This window comes from uncultured Phenylobacterium sp. (assembly GCF_902826855.1).
Taxonomy (GTDB): domain Bacteria; phylum Pseudomonadota; class Alphaproteobacteria; order Caulobacterales; family Caulobacteraceae; genus Phenylobacterium.
In genome coordinates this window covers 5,498-21,890 of the sequence record NZ_CADEGK010000064.1, presented here as the reverse complement: position 1 = coordinate 21,890, position 16,393 = coordinate 5,498, and the positions used below count along the sequence as shown (strand labels likewise).

General features: G+C 69.1%; 14 protein-coding genes. 9 read left to right on the top strand and 5 right to left on the bottom strand.

The window, feature by feature from the left end; all coding sequences use genetic code 11:
• From QZV94_RS10805 to QZV94_RS10795, 3 genes are all read right to left on the bottom strand, one after another.
• Positions 1 to 1,509: efflux RND transporter permease subunit (locus QZV94_RS10805; RefSeq protein ID WP_293677864.1), on the bottom strand; the 1,509-nt coding region annotated here is incomplete at its 3' end.
• Positions 1,506 to 2,549 carry an efflux RND transporter periplasmic adaptor subunit gene (locus QZV94_RS10800; RefSeq protein ID WP_293677863.1) on the bottom strand — a complete coding sequence of 348 codons (1,044 nt, stop codon included), beginning with the start codon at positions 2,547 to 2,549 and terminating at the stop codon, positions 1,506 to 1,508. The genes QZV94_RS10805 and QZV94_RS10800, both read right to left, overlap by 4 nt.
• A gap of 18 nt (positions 2,550 to 2,567) precedes the next feature.
• The gene (locus QZV94_RS10795; protein ID WP_293677862.1) at positions 2,568 to 2,927 is read right to left on the bottom strand and encodes a rhodanese-like domain-containing protein; all 360 of its coding nucleotides are present in this window, start codon (positions 2,925 to 2,927) and stop codon (positions 2,568 to 2,570) included.
• Positions 2,928 to 3,054: 127 nt separating this feature from the next.
• On the opposite strand from QZV94_RS10795, the gene QZV94_RS10790 reads away from it, so the two are divergent.
• The 4 genes from QZV94_RS10790 to QZV94_RS10775 all read left to right on the top strand — a co-directional run bounded on the left by QZV94_RS10790 (position 3,055) and on the right by QZV94_RS10775 (position 6,844).
• A complete protein-coding gene (locus tag QZV94_RS10790) occupies positions 3,055 to 4,335 on the top strand; it encodes an FAD-dependent oxidoreductase (protein ID WP_293677860.1) in 1,281 nt (426 codons plus the stop codon).
• A gap of 13 nt (positions 4,336 to 4,348) precedes the next feature.
• Positions 4,349 to 4,552 carry a DUF2892 domain-containing protein gene (locus QZV94_RS10785; RefSeq protein WP_293677859.1) on the top strand — a complete coding sequence of 68 codons (204 nt, stop codon included), beginning with the start codon at positions 4,349 to 4,351 and terminating at the stop codon, positions 4,550 to 4,552.
• 133 nt (positions 4,553 to 4,685) lie between these two features.
• A complete protein-coding gene (locus QZV94_RS10780) occupies positions 4,686 to 5,654 on the top strand; it encodes a bifunctional enoyl-CoA hydratase/phosphate acetyltransferase (protein WP_293677857.1) in 969 nt (322 codons plus the stop codon).
• Entirely contained in the window at positions 5,651 to 6,844 is a 1,194-nt protein-coding gene (locus tag QZV94_RS10775; protein WP_293677856.1) for an acetate/propionate family kinase, read from the top strand. Before QZV94_RS10780 ends, QZV94_RS10775 begins: the two co-directional genes overlap by 4 nt.
• A 49-nt stretch (positions 6,845 to 6,893) precedes the next feature.
• On the opposite strand, the gene QZV94_RS10770 is transcribed toward QZV94_RS10775, so the two are convergent.
• Positions 6,894 to 7,799, bottom strand: a complete 906-nt coding sequence (locus tag QZV94_RS10770) for a LysR family transcriptional regulator (protein WP_293677855.1) — start codon at positions 7,797 to 7,799, stop codon at positions 6,894 to 6,896.
• A 120-nt stretch (positions 7,800 to 7,919) separates the two neighbouring features.
• Between QZV94_RS10770 and QZV94_RS10765 the strand changes: the two genes are divergently transcribed.
• Both QZV94_RS10765 and QZV94_RS10760 read left to right on the top strand, forming a co-directional pair.
• Positions 7,920 to 8,462 carry a hypothetical protein gene (locus QZV94_RS10765; RefSeq protein ID WP_293677854.1) on the top strand — a complete coding sequence of 181 codons (543 nt, stop codon included), beginning with the start codon at positions 7,920 to 7,922 and terminating at the stop codon, positions 8,460 to 8,462.
• Complete coding sequence (locus tag QZV94_RS10760) at positions 8,459 to 9,856, top strand: MFS transporter (RefSeq protein WP_293677853.1); 1,398 nt, start codon at positions 8,459 to 8,461, stop codon at positions 9,854 to 9,856. The genes QZV94_RS10765 and QZV94_RS10760 overlap by 4 nt, the downstream gene beginning before the upstream one ends.
• Before the next feature lie 10 nt (positions 9,857 to 9,866).
• Here QZV94_RS10760 and QZV94_RS10755 read toward each other — a convergent pair whose 3' ends face one another.
• On the bottom strand, positions 9,867 to 14,387 hold the full coding sequence (locus QZV94_RS10755) for an ATP-binding protein (RefSeq protein ID WP_293677852.1): 4,521 nt from the start codon (positions 14,385 to 14,387) through the stop codon (positions 9,867 to 9,869).
• Between the two features lie 230 nt (positions 14,388 to 14,617).
• On the opposite strand from QZV94_RS10755, the gene QZV94_RS10750 reads away from it, so the two are divergent.
• From QZV94_RS10750 to QZV94_RS10740, 3 genes are all read left to right on the top strand, one after another.
• Complete coding sequence (locus QZV94_RS10750) at positions 14,618 to 15,088, top strand: Hsp20/alpha crystallin family protein (RefSeq protein ID WP_293677850.1); 471 nt, start codon at positions 14,618 to 14,620, stop codon at positions 15,086 to 15,088.
• A gap of 110 nt (positions 15,089 to 15,198) precedes the next feature.
• Entirely contained in the window at positions 15,199 to 15,375 is a 177-nt protein-coding gene (locus QZV94_RS10745; RefSeq protein WP_293677849.1) for a hypothetical protein, read from the top strand.
• 142 nt (positions 15,376 to 15,517) lie between these two features.
• The gene (locus tag QZV94_RS10740) at positions 15,518 to 16,390 is read left to right on the top strand and encodes a universal stress protein (RefSeq protein WP_293677848.1); all 873 of its coding nucleotides are present in this window, start codon (positions 15,518 to 15,520) and stop codon (positions 16,388 to 16,390) included.
• The last annotated feature ends 3 nt before the right edge of the window (positions 16,391 to 16,393 follow it).

Genomic DNA, 16,393 nt, shown 5'->3' with positions numbered 1-16,393 from the left:
CAGCCAGGGCGCGATCACCATCGCCACGAAGAACGAGAAGACCATGGCCGCCGAGGCGTTGACCGGGATCGGCGCCATGTAAGGGCCCATCAGCCCGGAGACGAACAGCATGGGGAGCAGCGCCGCCACCACCGTGAGCGTGGCGACGATGGTGGGATTGCCCACCTCTGCGACCGCCTCGACCGCCGCCTGACGGCGCGATCGGCCGTTGTTCATGCCCCAGAGGCGGGCGATGTTCTCGACCACCACGATGGCGTCGTCGACCAGGATGCCGATCGAGAAGATCAGGGCGAAGAGGCTGACCCGGTTGATCGTGTAGCCCATGAGGTTCGACGCGAAGAGGGTCAGCAGGATGGTCGTGGGGATGACGAAGGCGGTCACCGCCGCCTCGCGCCAGCCGATGGCGAAAGCAATCAGGATGACGATCGACACCGTCGCCAGTCCGAGATGGAAGAGCAGTTCGTTGGCTTTCTCGTTGGCGGTCTCGCCGTAGTCGCGGGTGACGGCTACCTCCAGGCTGTCGGGGATCAGCGGGCCCTTCAGCGCCTCGACCCGCTGCAGGATGTGGTCGGCCACCACGACTGCGTTGGCGCCCTCGCGCTTGGCGATCGCCAGGCTGACGGCGGGGGTCTGGTTCCAGGCGCCGTCAGCCCTGGCATAGCGCCAGACCCGCGCCTGGTCTTCGCGCGGGGCCTGGATCACGGCGGCCACGTCGCGCAGATAGACCGGCTCGCCACTCACCGAGGCAACGGTCAGCAGCCCGACGTCGCGGGCGGACTCCAGCGTGCGCCCGGCGGCGACGTCCACCGCCTGACCGCCCTCGCGGATCGCCCCGGCCGGGAAGCTGCGGTTGGCCTGGCGGACCGATTCGATCACCGCGTTCAGCGGCACGCCGCGCAGGGAAAGCCGTTCAGGATCCGGCTCGACCCGGATCTCGTCGGGCCGGCCGCCGACGATGAAAGTCAGGCCGACGTCGTCGACCTTGGCGACCTCGGTGCGCAGTTTGCCGGCCAAGTCGTAGAGCGCCTGGTCGGTCCAGCGCTCGGCATGGCCGGGCCTAGGTGTCAGCGTCAGCACCATGGCCGGGACGTCGTTGATGCCGCGGGTGACGATCTGTGGCTCGGGAATACCGACCGGAATCTTGTCGATGTTGGCGCGCACCTTCTCATGAATGCGCACGGCCGCGTCGTCGGGGTCCTGGCCCACCTTGAATCGGGCGGTGACCAGGACGCGGTCGTCTTCCACCTGGGTATAGACGTGGTCGACGGCGTCGACGCTCTTGACGATCGTCTCCAATGGCTTGGCCACCAGTTCAGCGGCGTCCGGCGCGCGCAGGCCCGGCGCATGCACCATGATGTCGACCATGGGCACGCTGATCTGTGGCTCCTCCTCGCGCGGGATCGACATCAGGGCCAGCAGACCCATGGCGATAGCGGCCAGCAGGAAGAGCGGCGTCAGCGGCGAGGCGATAGTCGCCCGCGTCAGACGGCCCGAGAGGCCCAGGCTCATCGGGGGCCGCCTTCCGCGAGCGCGCGCGGCGGGGCGATCACCACCTCGCCGGCAGCTACGCCGGACAGCACCTCGACCTGATCTGCGGTGGGCCCCGGCGTGACCTGAACCGCGACGTCGGCGGCCCGTCCATCGCGGCCGGCGACCCGCAGGAAGTCGACGCCGTAGCGGGTGGAGACGAAGCGGCGCGGCAGGATCACGGCCGCGCGTTCGGCGACCTTCACGCGCACCCGCACCCGTCGCCCGACCAGGCTGGCATCGAGGTGCGGGACGCTCACGTCGGCGACGACCCGACCACCACTGACAGCGGGATAGATCTGGTCGATGACACCCGTCGGCGCGATCCCCGGCAGGTCCGCGACCACGACGGCCACCGTGTCGCCGACCTTCAGCGCGCGGGCCTGGGCCTCTGGAATCTCGAGCCGCAGCAGCGGAGCGCCAGCGGTGATCGTGGCGACAGACTGGCCGGGGCTGACCACCGATCCCGCCGGCGTCTCGGCGCGCAGGACGCGACCGTCCGCGGGGGCGAGCACCGCGCCCTGGTCCACGAGTTCGCCCGCGGCCGAGCGTTGCGCGCGGACGGCGTCGAGCTGGCCCTGGGCGGCGCGTGCGCCAGCCTGAGCCTGTTCCAGGCGGGCGGTGGCGTAGAACCCTTGCCCGTGCAGCACCTCGACCCGCTTGAGCTCGGCGGCTGCGCGCTCGGCCTCGGCGGCGGCGGCAGCAACCTGGGCGCCATAGGCGCGGGCCTCAAAGGCCAGGCGCTGGTCGGTGACCATGCCGATGACCTGGCCCTTGCGCACCAGGTCGCCCTCCTTGACCGATAGCCTGGACAGCGTGCCGCCGATACGCGCCCTGGCCTCGGCCATATCCCTGGTGGTCACTGTGGCGGCCACCGGCTTCAAGTCGGAGATGGTCTGGTTTGCGAGTGTCAGGCGCTCGCCACTCGTCTCCACACTCGGAGCGTCGACCCGCTGCGGGGCCTTCCCGCAAGCGGCCATGGACAAGGCCGCGACGACCAGCAGGCTGAGGGTTCGGCGCATGGCGGGCTCCTTACGGTCTCAGCGCGGGTCGAGGATCGCGCCGCTGTCGCTGTCCAGCCGCACCGTCGGCAGGCCGGCCCGGACCCAGGCCGTGATCCCGCCGGCTAGGTGCGCATCGACGTCGAGGCCCGCGGCCTGGCAGCGCTCGACGGCCATGGCCGAGCGCTTGCCCGAGCCGCACTGCAGCACCACGCGCTCGCGACCACCGCTGGGCAGGGCGCGGGCGTCGAAGGTGGACAACGGGAAGTTCAGCGCACCGTGGATGCGTTCGGCGGCGAACTCGGCCGGCTCGCGTACGTCGATCAGCACGATCTCATCGCGCTCGAGCATCGCCCGGACTTCGGTGGGACTGAAGTCATGGAGCGCGCTACCGGGCATCTGAAATCTCACTGTCAGGACCGAGGCAGCGTGCCTCAGGTCGTTGCGGCTCTGGATACGGCGATCATCGTCCGCCAGCCTTGACCTCGCTCAATGTCAGGGGCGTGCGGACGGTCATGATGGCAGGATGAAAAAGCCCCTGATCGCCATTCTGGGAGCCGGTCTTGGCGGGACCATCGCGGCCTTCGAGATCAAGGCGGCGGTCGGCTCAAAGGCGGACGTGACAGTCGTCAGCCAGGGCGACACGTTCCACTTCGTGCCCTCGAACCCGTGGGTGGCGGTGGGATGGCGCGCGCGGCGCGACATCGAGATCGAGCTGCCGCCGGTGATGAAGAAGAAGGGGATCGGTTTCATCGGCGTCGGCGCGCGACGGGTCCACCCGACCGAAAATCGCGTCGAACTGAACGACGGGGCGAACCTCGCCTACGACTACCTGGTGATCGCCACGGGACCGGAGCTGGCGTTCGACGAGATTCCAGGGCTGGGGCCGCAAGTCGGCTTCACCCAGTCGATCTGCCACGTGGATCACGCCGAGAAGACCGCGGCCGCCTTCGAGGCCTTCGTCCAGAACCCCGGCCCGATCGTCGTGGGCGCCGTGCAGGGAGCCTCCTGCTTCGGCCCGGCCTACGAGTTCGCGATGATCCTCGACACCGAGCTGCGCCGCCGCAAGTTGCGCGACAAGGTCCCGATGACCTTCGTGACCTCCGAGCCCTACATCGGCCACCTGGGCCTGGACGGCGTCGGCGACACCAAGGGCCTGCTCGAAAGCGAGCTGCGCAACCGCCACATCAAGTGGATCACCAATGCCCGCGTCTTGAAGGCCGAAGCCGGCGTGCTCGACGTCGAGGAGGTGGCCGAGGACGGGTCCGTGAAGGTTCACCATGAACTTCCGTTCGCCTTGTCCATGATGCTGCCCGCCTTCCGCGGTGTCCCGGCGATCCGCGGGATCGAAGGCCTGACCAACCCGCGAGGCTTCGTCCTGATCGATGCCAACCAACGCAACCCCGCTTTCCCGAACATCCTGGCGCTCGGCGTGACGGTGGCGATCCCGCCTATTGGCAAGACGCCGGTGCCGGTGGGCGTGCCGAAGACCGGGTTCATGATCGAGAGCATGGTGACGGCCATCGCCCGCAACCTCGCAGCGCTCCTCGACGGCCGACCGGCGACCGCCGAGGCCACGTGGAACGCCATCTGCCTGGCCGACTTCGGCGATGGCGGCGTGGCCTTCATGGCGCAGCCGCAGCTCCCGCCGCGCAACGTGAACTGGTCGGCCGAGGGCCGCTGGGTCCACCTCGCCAAGGTGGGCTTCGAAAAGTACTTCCTGGGCAAGGTTCGCCGCGGCGAAGGCGAGCCCGTCTTCGAGAAGATGGCGCTCGATCTCCTCGGCGCCCACAAGCTGAAGACCTGAGATCGGAGCCCCCATGACCATCGAGCGCGCCGTCCTGCTGTTCGCGGGCATCGTGATCCTAACCGGCCTGATCCTGGCCTACGCTGTCAGCCCGTGGTGGGCGCTCCTCAGTGCGTTCGCCGGCGCCAACCTCATCCAGTCGGCGTTCACGGGCTTCTGCCCGGCAGCGATCGCGTTCCAGAAACTCGGCCTGAAGCACGGCCTGCCCTTCCGCTAGGTCTTCCGCATCGGAGGTGGCGGCGCGCTACGGTTTGATGGAACGCATGGACTTCGGGGACGCCATGCGCCCCCTGGGCTAGGCTTCCGCAAGGCGCGATCCGGAGATCGCGGCGTGCGGATAGGAGTGTCCTTTGGCCGGTGAAGCCTCGAACCTCGCGGAGCCGACCTCGGGGGCGGCTGGAACGCAGTTGCAGCGGCTTATGCGCATGGCCGAGGCTCAACCCCCCTTGCTCACGGCCGTGGTTCATCCTGTGGACGCTCTGTCCCTGATCGGCGCGGTGGCGGCCGCCCGGCGCGGGCTGATCGAGCCGATACTGATCGGGCCGTCGGCGCGGGTGCACGCGGCCGCGCACGCGGCCGGTATCGACCTCGGTGGATTCCGACTGATCGACGTCGCGCACAGCCACGAGGCCGCAGCGCGGGCGTGCGAGCTGGCCGCGAGCGGCGAGGTCGCCGCCCTCATGAAGGGCGCGCTGCATACGGACGAGCTACTGGAAGCCGTGGTGGCGGCCGACTCCGGTCTGCGCACCGACCGCCGCATGAGCCACGTCTTCGTGCTGGACGTGCCGAGCTATCCGCGCCCCTTGTTGGTCAGCGACGCGGCCCTGAACATCGCGCCGGACCTCGCCACCAAGCGCGACATCGTCCAGAACGCCATCGATTGCGCGCACGCCATGGACGTCCTGGAGCCGAAGGTCGCCATCCTCTCCGCGGTGGAGACGGTCAATCCGAAGATGATCTCCACCATCGACGCCGCCGCCCTCTGCAAGATGGCCGAGCGCGGACAGATCGTCGGCGGGAAGCTGGACGGGCCGTTGGCGTTCGACAACGCAATCTCGGCCGAGGCCGCGAAGGCCAAGGGCATTCGGTCAGAGGTCGCGGGCCAGGCGGACATCCTGATCGTGCCGGACATCGAGTCCGGCAACATGCTGGCGAAGCAGCTGTTCTATCTCTCCAACGCGCAGTCGGCGGGGATCGTGATGGGCGCACGGGTTCCAATCATCCTGACGAGTCGCTCCGATCCCGAGGCCTCGCGCTTGGCGTCCTGCGCGCTTGCCATCCTCGTAAGCCAGCATATGCCGAGCAAGTACGTCCGATGACCGCGCCGCGGCTGTTGACCCTGAACGCGGGCTCGTCGAGCCTGAAGTTCGCGGTCTACGACGCCACGGGCGACCTTCCGCTTCGGCTCTCGGGACAAGTGTCCGGTCTCCACGGCAATCCACGCCTGCAGGCTCGGGTGGGCCTGGAGGTTGTGGCGGACGAAGCCTGGACGGGGACGGACGCGCTGGATGCGGTGCTGCAGCGCACGTTCGGGTGGCTGGACCGGGCGGGATGGCGCGAGGGGCTCGTGGGCGTCGGGCACCGCATCGTGCACGGGGGGCTCGACTTCCGCGAGCCGACGGCGTTGAGCGCGGCCGTGATGGGCCGCCTCGAGGCGCTTGCCCCGCTGGCGCCCCTGCACCAGCCGTTCAACCTCCGAGGCGTCGCCCTGGCGACCGGCCACTTCCCGGATGCGCTTCAAGTCGGCGTGTTCGACACTGCCTTTCACGCGGGCCAGCCGGCGGTCGCGCGCCTTTACGCCCTCCCCCGCGACCTGATCGACGAGGGCGTGCTGGCCTACGGGTTCCACGGCCTTTCCTACGACTACATTGCGGGCGCCTTGCGGAAGCAGGAAGGGCCTGAGGCCGGCGGTCGCGCGATCGTGCTGCACCTTGGCAGCGGCGTCTCGCTATGCGCCCTGGCCCGGGGCCAGAGCGTCGCCACCACCATGGGCTTCTCGGCCCTGGAGGGGCCGCCGATGAGCACCCGCAGCGGCTCCCTCGATCCCGGGGTCGTCCTGCACCTGCTGCACGCCAAGGGCATGAGCGTCGAGGCCGTGACGGACCTGCTCTATCACCGGTCCGGCCTGCTCGGCCTCTCGGGGCTGAGCGGCGACATGTTGACCCTGCTGGCCAGCGACCTGCCGCACGCGCGCCAGGCGCTCGAGGTGTACGTCTATCGGATCGCCCGCGAGATCGGGTCGCTATCCGCGGCCCTGGGGGGCCTGGACACCCTCGTGTTCACCGCCGGCGTCGGCGAGAACGCCGACTTGATCCGGGCGCGCATCGTCGAGCAATGCGCGTGGCTCGGGGTTCACCTGGACGCGCAGGCCAACACCGGCGGCGCGCGCCAGATCAGCCTCCCCGGCCGGGTGAAAGCGCTGGTGATACCCACCGACGAACAGGCGGTCATCGCGCGCGGTGTGGCCGCGCTGCTGGCCGATCGCGCAGACGGGCAGACGGGTCCTTAGCCTGAGTGACCCCGGCCAGGCGGCGTCGTGCCCGCCGGCAGGTATTCCCCTACTCATGCGCGACTTGCGTGGCGCACACGTCGCGCACGAGGCCACGCAGCCAGCGGTGCGCGGCGTCGCCATCCAGGCGCGGATGCCAAAGCATCGAGACGGTGAAATCCTCCGTGGGCGCTGGCACCGCGAAGGTGACCATGCCGTGACGGAGCGTTGCGGTGTGGCGCTCCGGCACGGTCGCGATGAGGTCGGCGGTGCGCGCCAACGAGAGCGCCGTGGCGAATCCGCCCACGACAGCGCTGATCTTACGGGTCATCCCTGGCGGCAGGAACGGCCGTTCGACGGCGTCTTCCTCGAAGCCGCTCCTCGAAACGGCCACGTGGCGCGCGGCGAGGTAGTCCTCGCGTGTGACCGGGCGCGCGGCCAGCGGATGCTCGGGCCGCATGGCCACGACCAGCCGGTCGCGGAAGAGAGCCTGTACCCGCAGCTCGGGGCCGATGGCGGGGTCGACCACTGCAGTTTCGAGGTCGACGCGACCCTCCCGCAGCGGGCCGCTGTCCTTGTCCGGCTTTGGCAGGAAGTTCAGCCGCACCCCCGGCGCCTCAGCGCTGACCCGGGCGATCAGGCCAGGCCCGAAGCGCTCCACGAAGCCGTCGGCCGTACGTAGCGTGAAGGCGCGGACCAGCGTCCCCGGATCGACGCGCTCCACCGGGCGCAGGAGGCTCTGGGCCTCCTGCACCAGGTCATGGACGCGACCGCGCAGGACATCCGCCCTTGGCGTGGGGACGAGCCCACGTCCCGCGCGCACGAGCAGGGGATCTCCCGTGGCTTCGCGCAGCCGCGCCAAGGCGCGGCTCATGGCCGACGGGCTCAGCCGCAACCGGCGCGAAGCCCGCGCCACGCTGCCCTCGGCAAGCAGTACGTCCAGGGTGACGAGAAGATTGAGGTCGGGTCCCTGCATAGGCTCCTCGCGAGATTCGCTCAGATATAGCGTCAGACGCAATGATAACCTGCAAACAGTGCGCGTTCCGCCAGACATGAGCGGCCACTAGCTTCACCTCCAAGAGACGGAGGCGCAGCCATGAAAGACACTCTCAAGACGTTCATTGCCGGTGTGCAGGGCCTATGGGGGCCTCTCACCACCAAACTCGTGACCGGTTGCCGCGCGCAGATGGAGGCCCTCGCCCTGGCGTCGCCTGAGGAGCCGTGGCTCGCCGGCTTGCACAGGACGGCGCCCGCGAACCGCGAGCTGCACCGCGACCCCGTTCACGGGTTCGTCTTACTCGCCCACACCGAGACCGCGGGACTCTTCCGGTCGCCGCACGACCACGGCCGCGCGTGGGTCGTCTACGGCCTGCAGCGCGGCGAGATCGAGATGCGCACCTACGGCCGCGTCGAGGATGCCACTGGCCGCATTCGGCTGGTTCAGCGCGACAGCACCATAATGCGAGCCGGCCAGGCGTTCGCCTACCTGCCGGGAGACATCCACGATACCCGCTGCCTCAGCGCCACCGCGCTGCTCTTCCGCTTCACCGAGCGCGATCTGAGGGTCGAGGACCGCGTCGAGCGTCGGCTCACGCGCTATGTCGACGATGGCGGCCTCTGGACGCCGGCGGCGGCGTGACCGGCCTGCTCGCGACAGAGTTGGCCGGCGGACGCTTGCCGGTGGGTCCGCGCCGGGCCGTGGCGATCACCACCGTCCTGGGAGCGATGGCCCTCGCGGTGGTCGACGCAGGGATGGTCAACGTCGCCCTACCGGGCCTGGCGCAGGCGTTCGGCGTTTCGCCCGCCCGTGCGATCCTTGTGGTCACCGCCTATCAGGCCGGCATGGTCATGGCGCTGCTGCCCCTGGGGGCTCTGGGCGAGCGCTACGGCCATCGCCGCGTCTTTGCGTTCAGTGTGACGGTATTCGCAACGGCGTCGACGGCGGCCGCCTTCGCGCCTGGCCTGCCCTGGCTCATCGCAGCCCGCGTCCTCCAGGGCCTGGGCGGCGCCGGAATCATGGCCCTGGGGATGGCCCTCCTTCGGTTCACCGTATCGAAGGGCCACCTGGGCCGGGCTATCGGCTGGAACGCCTTGAACGTGGCCCTCACTTCGGCCGCGGCGCCGGCCCTCGGCGCCCTCGTGCTGGCGGCGACCGACTGGCGCGGGCTGTTCCTGTCGACCCTGCCGGTCGCGGTGATGGTGCTGGCGGGCACGCGGGCCCTGCCCGCCACGCCGCGGAGCGACACGCCCGTGGACGCAGCCAGCGCCGGACTGAACGCCCTGGCCTTCGCGCTGGTGATCCTCGGCGCGCAGGCCGTGACGACCGCGCCGTGGGCAGGGCTCGCCTGCCTCGCAAGCGGCGGCCTCGCGTTCCTGCTGCTGCTGCGGCGCGAGGCGCCGCGATCCAACCCGATGTTCCCGCTCGATCTGCTCCGCGGCAGGTCCTTCCGCCTTTCGGTGCTCGCTTCGACCTGCTGCTTCGCCGCGCAGTCCGCGGGCCTCCTGGCAATGCCCTTCCTGCTGCAGCACCAGCTTCACCAGGCGGCGCTCACCGCCGGCTTCTACATTACCGTCTGGCCCCTGAGCGTGGCGGCCGCCGCCCTGGTGGCGGGCCGGCTCTCCGACCGGCTCTCGACCGCCTGGCTTTGCGGCCTTGGCGGCGCGGCCTTGTCCGCAGGGCTGGCGGGCGCCGGCTTCTGGATCGACGTGACGAGGCCGGCGACGCTCGTCCCATGCCTGATGCTCGCCGGGATCGGCTTCGGACTGTTTCAGTCCCCGAACAACCGGAACATGTTCCTCTCCGCGCCGGCCGGGCGCAGCGGCGCGGCTGGGGGCATGCAAGGCGCCGCGCGGGTCACGGGGCAGACCTTGGGCGCGCTCGCAGTGGCGCTCTTCTTCAGCCTCAGATCCCTCGACACTGCGATGAAGTGCAGCTTGGGGCTTGCGGCGCTACTGGCCCTGTGCGCCGGCATCGTCAGCCTGTGGCGCTCGACCGCGGTGCGTCATGGCGGCGCCGAAAACGAAGGTGCTTAGTCTCGACTGTTCAACGCTGTGCGGGCGTCGATCGGCGGTCGAGAAGGTCGCGGACCCTTGTCGCCAGCTGCTCGAAGGTGAACGGCTTGGTGATCAGCTGAACGCCTGCGTCGAGGCGCCCCTGATGAACGATCGCGTTGCGCGAGTAGCCGGTCGTGAAGAGCACCTTCAGGCCAGGCCGGAGGCCCTCGGCGGCGTCCGCAAGATCGCGGCCGCTGCGGCCTGGGAGAACTACGTCGGTGAACAGCAAGTCCACCACCCGGTCGGACTCCAGGACGGCCAGCGCCTGATCGGCGTCCGCCGCTTCGATGACGTGGTACCCCAGTTCCGTAAGGATCATCGAACTGTAGGCGCGCACCTCTTCATTGTCCTCGACGAGCAGGATCGTCTCGCCATCACTGCTGTGCGGCGCCGCATGGATCACCTCCTGCACCGCCGCATTCGCCTCGCCGAAGTGGCGCGGGAAGTAGAGCTTGACCGAGGTGCCCTGGCCTTCCTCGCTGTAGAGCGTCACGTGGCCGCCGGACTGTTTGACGAAACCGTAGACCATGCTCAGGCCAAGCCCGGTGCCGCGCCCGACTTCCTTGGTCGTGAAGAAGGGCTCGAACACCTTGCCGGCGGTCTCCTTCGACATGCCTGAACCGGTGTCGCTGACGCTGACCATCACGTACTGTCCGGGGATGACCTCGGCGTCCGTTGCGGCATAGGCTTCGTCGAGCGACGTATTCCCCGTCTCGATGGTTAGGCGGCCGCCTCGCGGCATGGCGTCGCGCGCATTGACCGCCAGGTTGAGGATCGCGCTCTCGAGCTGGTTCTGGTCCACCTCGACGGTCCAGAGCCGCGGCGCGAGGACACCCTCCAGTTCGATCTGCTCGCCGAGCGTCCGGTGCAGCAGGTCGGTCATGTCCCGGACCAGCCGGTTCAGCTCCAGCGGCTTGGGCTCGAGAGGCTGGCGCCGCGAAAAGGCCAGCAGTCGCGTGGTGAGGCTGGCGGCCCGCTGGGCGCCCTGTTGGGCCATGTCGAGCGCGCGGCGGATGCGCGCCTCGTCGCCGGGCTTCGCACGGGCGATTGTGTCCAGCCCTCCGATGATCACGGTCAGGAGGTTGTTGAAGTCGTGGGCCACGCCGCCCGTCAGCTGGCCGACCGCCTCCATCTTCTGGGCCTGGCGCAGCGCATCCTCCGCCCGGGTGCGCTGGGCGACCTCCCGGGCCACACGATCCTCCAGCGCCGCATTCAGCGCCTGGAGTTCGGCCTCGGCGCGACGACGCTGCGCCAACTCCGCGCCCGCGGCCTGGAAGAGGTTGGCGTTGTCCATGGCCACCGCCGCCTGGGCCGCCAGACCGACAATTCGCTCCTCCGACAGCGCGCTGAACATGCCTGGCTCGGCGTGACCGAAGAACAGGCCGCCCAGCACCTCTCCACTGCGCGCCTTCACCGGCGCCGCTAGGTAGCTGACGACGGGCAGGTGCCCGTCCGGCTGCCCATGATGCGGCGCGACCTGCCCGTAACGCGGGTCCTCCTGGATGTTGTCGGAGCGGACGACACCGGTCCCCTCGAACGTCGGCACGAAGACCGGCGTGTTGCGCGGCATGGGGAAGCGATCGAACGCCTCGCGCGGCGCGCCGGACAGCGTGTACAGCGTGTACCGCTCCCCCGCCTCATCGACGACATTGTAAAAGAACGCGCCGAACTGGGCCCCCGTAACCTCTACGCCTGCGTCCACGACGGTCTGGACGAGCTGCTCCAGGTCGAGATTGCCCGACACCGCCGCGGCGGCGCGATTCAGGATCTGGAGGGCCCGGGTCTGGTCTTCGAGGGCCGCACGCACCACCCGCTCTTCAGTCACATCGATGATGACCCCGGTCATCCGCAAGCCGTCCGGCCCTGACGCCTCCACTTGCCCACGGACCGCCACGCGCCGCTCCTCCGGCAGGCCCTGGAGGCGATACTCCTCACGGTAGGTCGAGCGGGTCTCGACCGCATGGTCCACGGCGGCGACCACGCGCTCGCGGTCTTCCGGATGAATTCCGGCCAGGAAGGCGGCCAGCGGCAGACCCTCGGCTGCGCGCTCCAGCGGAACCCCGAACGCCTGGGCCAACGGGCCCTGCAGCGTGAGCTGGTCGCTGTCCACGTCCCACTCGAACACCGACACCCGGCCGGTCGAGAACGCCAGCAACAACCGATCCTGGGTCATCAGGTAGCGCTGCTCGCTCCGGAACACCGCCCGGTTCGCTTCGCGGCGCACCTCCGCCATCTGGATGTTCGCGTTCACTCGCGCCAGCAGTTCTCGTGCCGCGAAGGGCTTGATCATGTAGTCGTCGGCGCCCGCTTCCAGGCCCTCGACCTTGGCCTCCTCGCCGGCCCGCGCCGACAGCAGGATCACAGGGACGCCGGCCAGCGCGGGGTCACCGCGGATCCCGCGCAGCAGGTCGAAGCCGTCCACCTTCGGCATCATGACATCGCTCAGCACGAGATCAGGCAGCGACCTGCGAGCGGATTCGAGCGCGAGGGCGCCGTCGGACACCGATTCGACGATGTAGCCCTGACCCTCAAGCAGCCGAGAGACGTAGCCAAGCATGTCGGCGTTGTCGTCGGCGAGCAGTACGCGCTTCCCGGCTCCTGGCTGCGCGCCATCGGGCGCCGCGAGCGCCCGCATGCCCGAGGTCGAGAACTCCCCGCCGGCCTCGATCGTCGAAGCGGCCTCTGGCAGCCACCGCAGCGCTTCCTCGACGTATTCCTGCGCCCGAGCGCCGGCCCGTGGGGCCGGTCCCTCTTCCTGCACCTGCTCGGCCGGCAGATGCGAGCGACCGAACGGCAGGGTCACCGTGAACGTGGCCCCCCGGCCCGGCTCGCTCTCCACCGCGATGTCGCCGCCATGCAGCTTCACCAGCTCGTGCACGAGGGCCAGCCCGATACCGCTGCCCTCGAAGCTGCGCCCCTGGGCGCCCTCCACGCGATGGAACCGCTCGAACAGGCGTGGAATCTCGGCCGCGGGAACGCCGATCCCGGTGTCGCGCACCCTGATCGCTACGCCGCGGCCGTCGCTCGCCGGCGCTACCGAGACCCCGATCTCGCCCTTGAGGGTGAACTTGAAGGCGTTGGAGATCAGGTTGAGGAGCACCTTTTCCCACATCTCGCGGTCGACGTAGACCGGCTGCGACAGCGGCGCGCAGTCCAGCCGCAGCGCCAGGCCCGCCTTCTCCACCGTCGACCGGAAGCTGGACGCGATCTCGGCGCTGAACTGCGAGAGGTCGGTCGGTTCGAAGACGGCGCGGACGCGGCCAGCCTCGATGCGGGAGAAGTCCAGCAGGCTGTTGACCAGCCGCAGCAGCCGTACGCCGTTGCGGTGGGCCAGCGCGACCTGGCCGGCCACATCCTGCGCCTCCGCGTTGCCGGACAGGATATCCTCCAGCGGGCCCAGCATCAGTGTCAGCGGGGTGCGGAACTCATGGCTGACGTTGGAGAAGAACAGCGTCTTGGCCCGGTCGAGTTCGGCCAGGGCCTCCGCGCGGCGGCGCGCTTCCTCGTAGGCGCCGGCGCTGGCCAATGCGGCCGCGATCTGGCCGGCCACCAGGCCCAGGAAGCCGCGGTAGTCATCGTCGAAGAGCCGGAACGGATTGAGCCCTACGACGAGCACACCGCTACGCCTGGCGTCGCCCGATGAAATGGGCAGCACAGCAGCTTTGCGGCTGGACCGATCCCAGACGCCGGGCGGCAGGACCGCGGCTACGTCATCCCCGATCTCGACAACCTGCGCCTCGTGGCTCGTCAGGACGCTCGCCACCGGCCACGGCGAAGTCTGATCCGCGTCAATGGCGTCTGCAGCGCCCGGCGCACCAGGGGCGAGGCCGGTCGTTCCGGCCAACACCAACGTCCCGGCGTCGCCCTCGCTGGCATAGACCAGGCCGAAGGTCACATCCCACGGATGGGCGCGCAATGCCCGCGCACTGCGCTCACAGACCTGGCGCCAATCGTGGGCGTCGACGGTCTCGGTGGCCAGCTCGCGCAACAACCCCAGTTGCCGTTCGCCGATGACGCGCTGGGTGTCGTCCGTGTTGGCGCAGATGATGCCGCCGGGCCTTCCTTCATCGTCCGGGATCGGGCTGTAGGAAAACGTGTAGTAGGTCTCTTCCGGGTAGCCGTTGCGCTCCATGATCAGGAGCTGCTCCTCGACGTAGGTCCCTTCGACACCCTTCATGGCCGTCGCCAACAGGGGTCCGATATCCGACCAGATCTCCCGCCAGACCTCCGACGTCGGCCGTCCGAGCGCCCAAGGATGCTTGCCGCCGATGATCGACTGGTAGGCGTCGTTGTAGAGGTAGAGGAGCTTCGGCCCCCAGCCGATCCAGATCGGCTGGCGCGACGTGAGCATGATACCCACCGCGGTCTTCAGGCTCTGCGGCCAACTTTCGGGAGGGCCAAGTTCGGTTGCGGCCCAGTCGTGGGCTCGGATGAGCGAACGCATCACCCCGCGGCCGGCGAGAAAGCTCAGCCCGAGCGACGGCGCCGCCGCGCCCTCTGTATCCGACATTCTCGGCCCCCCGAACTCAGCTAGACCACTCAGCCAAGCGCAATGTCCGCCGCCCCGAGAAGGGCGTCAGCTTTGCTGTTTAATGCGAATGCCCACCGCAAGTTCCGAACCCGCTGCCGCGATTGGCGGAACGCTGAATGCCGGATTCACCAAGGTCTTGATCCGCGTCAAGTTCCCCTCGCCCGCACCATGCTCCTTTGACGCTGACTTCTGCGCATAGGAGCACCGCCATGACGGTCCATCGCTCGCCCGTACAGTTCCTGCCCAGGATCGCCGGATCGGCCGGCAATGCCTTTGCACCCATTCAACGGGAATTCGACCGCCTGTTCGATCAGCTGGGCAGCGGCTGGGCTGCGCTCGCCGACGTCGAGCTGGCGCCGAAGATGGACATTCGCGACACCAAGGGTGGCCTCGAGATCTCGCTGGAACTTCCAGGCATGACCCGGGACGACGTGAAGATCGCCGTCGAGGACGACGTTCTGACTGTCAGCGGCGAGAAGAAGACCGAGAAGGAAACCAAGGAGGAGGACTATCGCCTCTCAGAACGGACCTACGGCGCCTTCTCCCGGTCGGTCACCCTTCCTCGCAGCGTCGAGGCCGGGAAGATCACGGCCACGATGAAGGACGGCGTGCTCAAGCTGACCGCGCCGAAGAACGGAACCGCCAAGACCAAGTCCATCGAGATCCAGCCGGCAGACTGACCCCCCTTGCTTTGCAGGCTGGCGAGCGCCCCGGAAACCTTTCCGGGGCGCTCCACCATCTTTGGTGATATGCTGCTTTGGCCTGCAGACCCCAAGGCCGGGAGGTCGACGTGCAGCCGGATTTCATTCTCCGTAAGAACATCGAACGCTTCCGGCATCTGCTCGCGGCGGGCAATCTCAGCGCGCTGCAGGCGAAGGTCGTGGCCAACCTTCTCGAGCTGGAAGTGGAGGCGCTGGCCACGTGGCAGAACGCCGAAGACGCCCCGAAGCCGCCTTCGGCTCAGTGAACGCCCCTGTTGCAGCGCCTCTGCGGCGCGTGATCGGCGCAACTTGATCCAGCTCAACGCCAGGCGCCGCGGTCGACACTAGGTTCCCTCCCAGCTTGAGCGGCCCCCGACCTGCGGCGGCCCCGCTTCGCTGGAGGCTCCAATGTCAGAGACCCAGACCCGCCCCGTCGCCGACCGGCGGACAGCCCCCGCCACCTTCGCCAACATCCTCGTTCACGTGGAGCCGGAACTGTCGGCCTCCCATCGCACCGAGGTGGCCGCGGCGCTTGCGCGCGACTTTGACGCGCATCTGATCGGCCTGGGCGCGGAGGCGTTGGATGCCGCGTTCATGGCTGAGCCCTACAGCGGCCTGCTGATGGGCGAGTGGATCGTGGCGGCTCAAGAGCAAGTCGCGCGGCATCTGCAAGCGGCGGAGGCGGCGTTCCGGCGCGACGCCGCAGGCCTCGATATGGAATGGCGCACGGTGCAGGCGTTTCCGAGTGCAGCCCTGGTCCAGACCTCAAGGGCGGCGGACCTGGTCGTCGTGAGCCCCGTGGCCCGGACGGCCTCCCACTATCGTACCGCCAACCCAGGCGAGGTGGTCCTGGGCTGCGGACGCCCCGTGCTCGTGGCGCCCGACGCCGGTCGTCATTTGCGCGCCGCCAGCATCGTCGTCGCCTGGAAGGATACCCGCGAGGCGCGGCGCGCCGTAGCCGACGCCATGCCCTTCCTGCAGCGGGCGGAGACCGTCGTGGTTCAGGCCGTTTGCGCTGCCGACGACGTGGAATCCGCGGCCTTCCAGGTCAACGATGTGGTCGCCTCGCTCAAGCGCCGCGGGATCGCCGCCAGGTCCGGTGTCACCACCGCCAGGGACGACGATGTCGTCAAAGAGCTCGATCGGATCGCCGACCTGAACGACGCCGACCTGATCGTCGCCGGCGCTTACGGTCACAACAGGCTTGCCGAGTGGGCGTTCGGGGGCGTCACAAACGACCTGCTGCATCACCCCAAACGCTTCGTGCTGATGAGCCACTGACCG

What these genes read in the sequence shown, in the direction of transcription:
- QZV94_RS10790 (WP_293677860.1), top strand. Translation starts at nt 3,055, where the DNA reads ATGAAAAAGCCCCTGATCGCCATTCTGGGAGCCGGTCTTGGCGGGACC.
- QZV94_RS10785 (WP_293677859.1), top strand. Translation starts at nt 4,349, where the DNA reads ATGACCATCGAGCGCGCCGTCCTGCTGTTCGCGGGCATCGTGATCCTA.
- QZV94_RS10755 (WP_293677852.1), bottom strand. Translation starts at nt 14,387, where the DNA reads ATGTCGGATACAGAGGGCGCGGCGGCGCCGTCGCTCGGGCTGAGCTTT.
- QZV94_RS10770 (WP_293677855.1), bottom strand. Translation starts at nt 7,799, where the DNA reads ATGCAGGGACCCGACCTCAATCTTCTCGTCACCCTGGACGTACTGCTT.
- QZV94_RS10775 (WP_293677856.1), top strand. Translation starts at nt 5,651, where the DNA reads ATGACCGCGCCGCGGCTGTTGACCCTGAACGCGGGCTCGTCGAGCCTG.
- QZV94_RS10740 (WP_293677848.1), top strand. Translation starts at nt 15,518, where the DNA reads ATGTCAGAGACCCAGACCCGCCCCGTCGCCGACCGGCGGACAGCCCCC.
- QZV94_RS10765 (WP_293677854.1), top strand. Translation starts at nt 7,920, where the DNA reads ATGAAAGACACTCTCAAGACGTTCATTGCCGGTGTGCAGGGCCTATGG.
- QZV94_RS10750 (WP_293677850.1), top strand. Translation starts at nt 14,618, where the DNA reads ATGACGGTCCATCGCTCGCCCGTACAGTTCCTGCCCAGGATCGCCGGA.
- QZV94_RS10795 (WP_293677862.1), bottom strand. Translation starts at nt 2,927, where the DNA reads ATGCCCGGTAGCGCGCTCCATGACTTCAGTCCCACCGAAGTCCGGGCG.
- QZV94_RS10800 (WP_293677863.1), bottom strand. Translation starts at nt 2,549, where the DNA reads ATGCGCCGAACCCTCAGCCTGCTGGTCGTCGCGGCCTTGTCCATGGCC.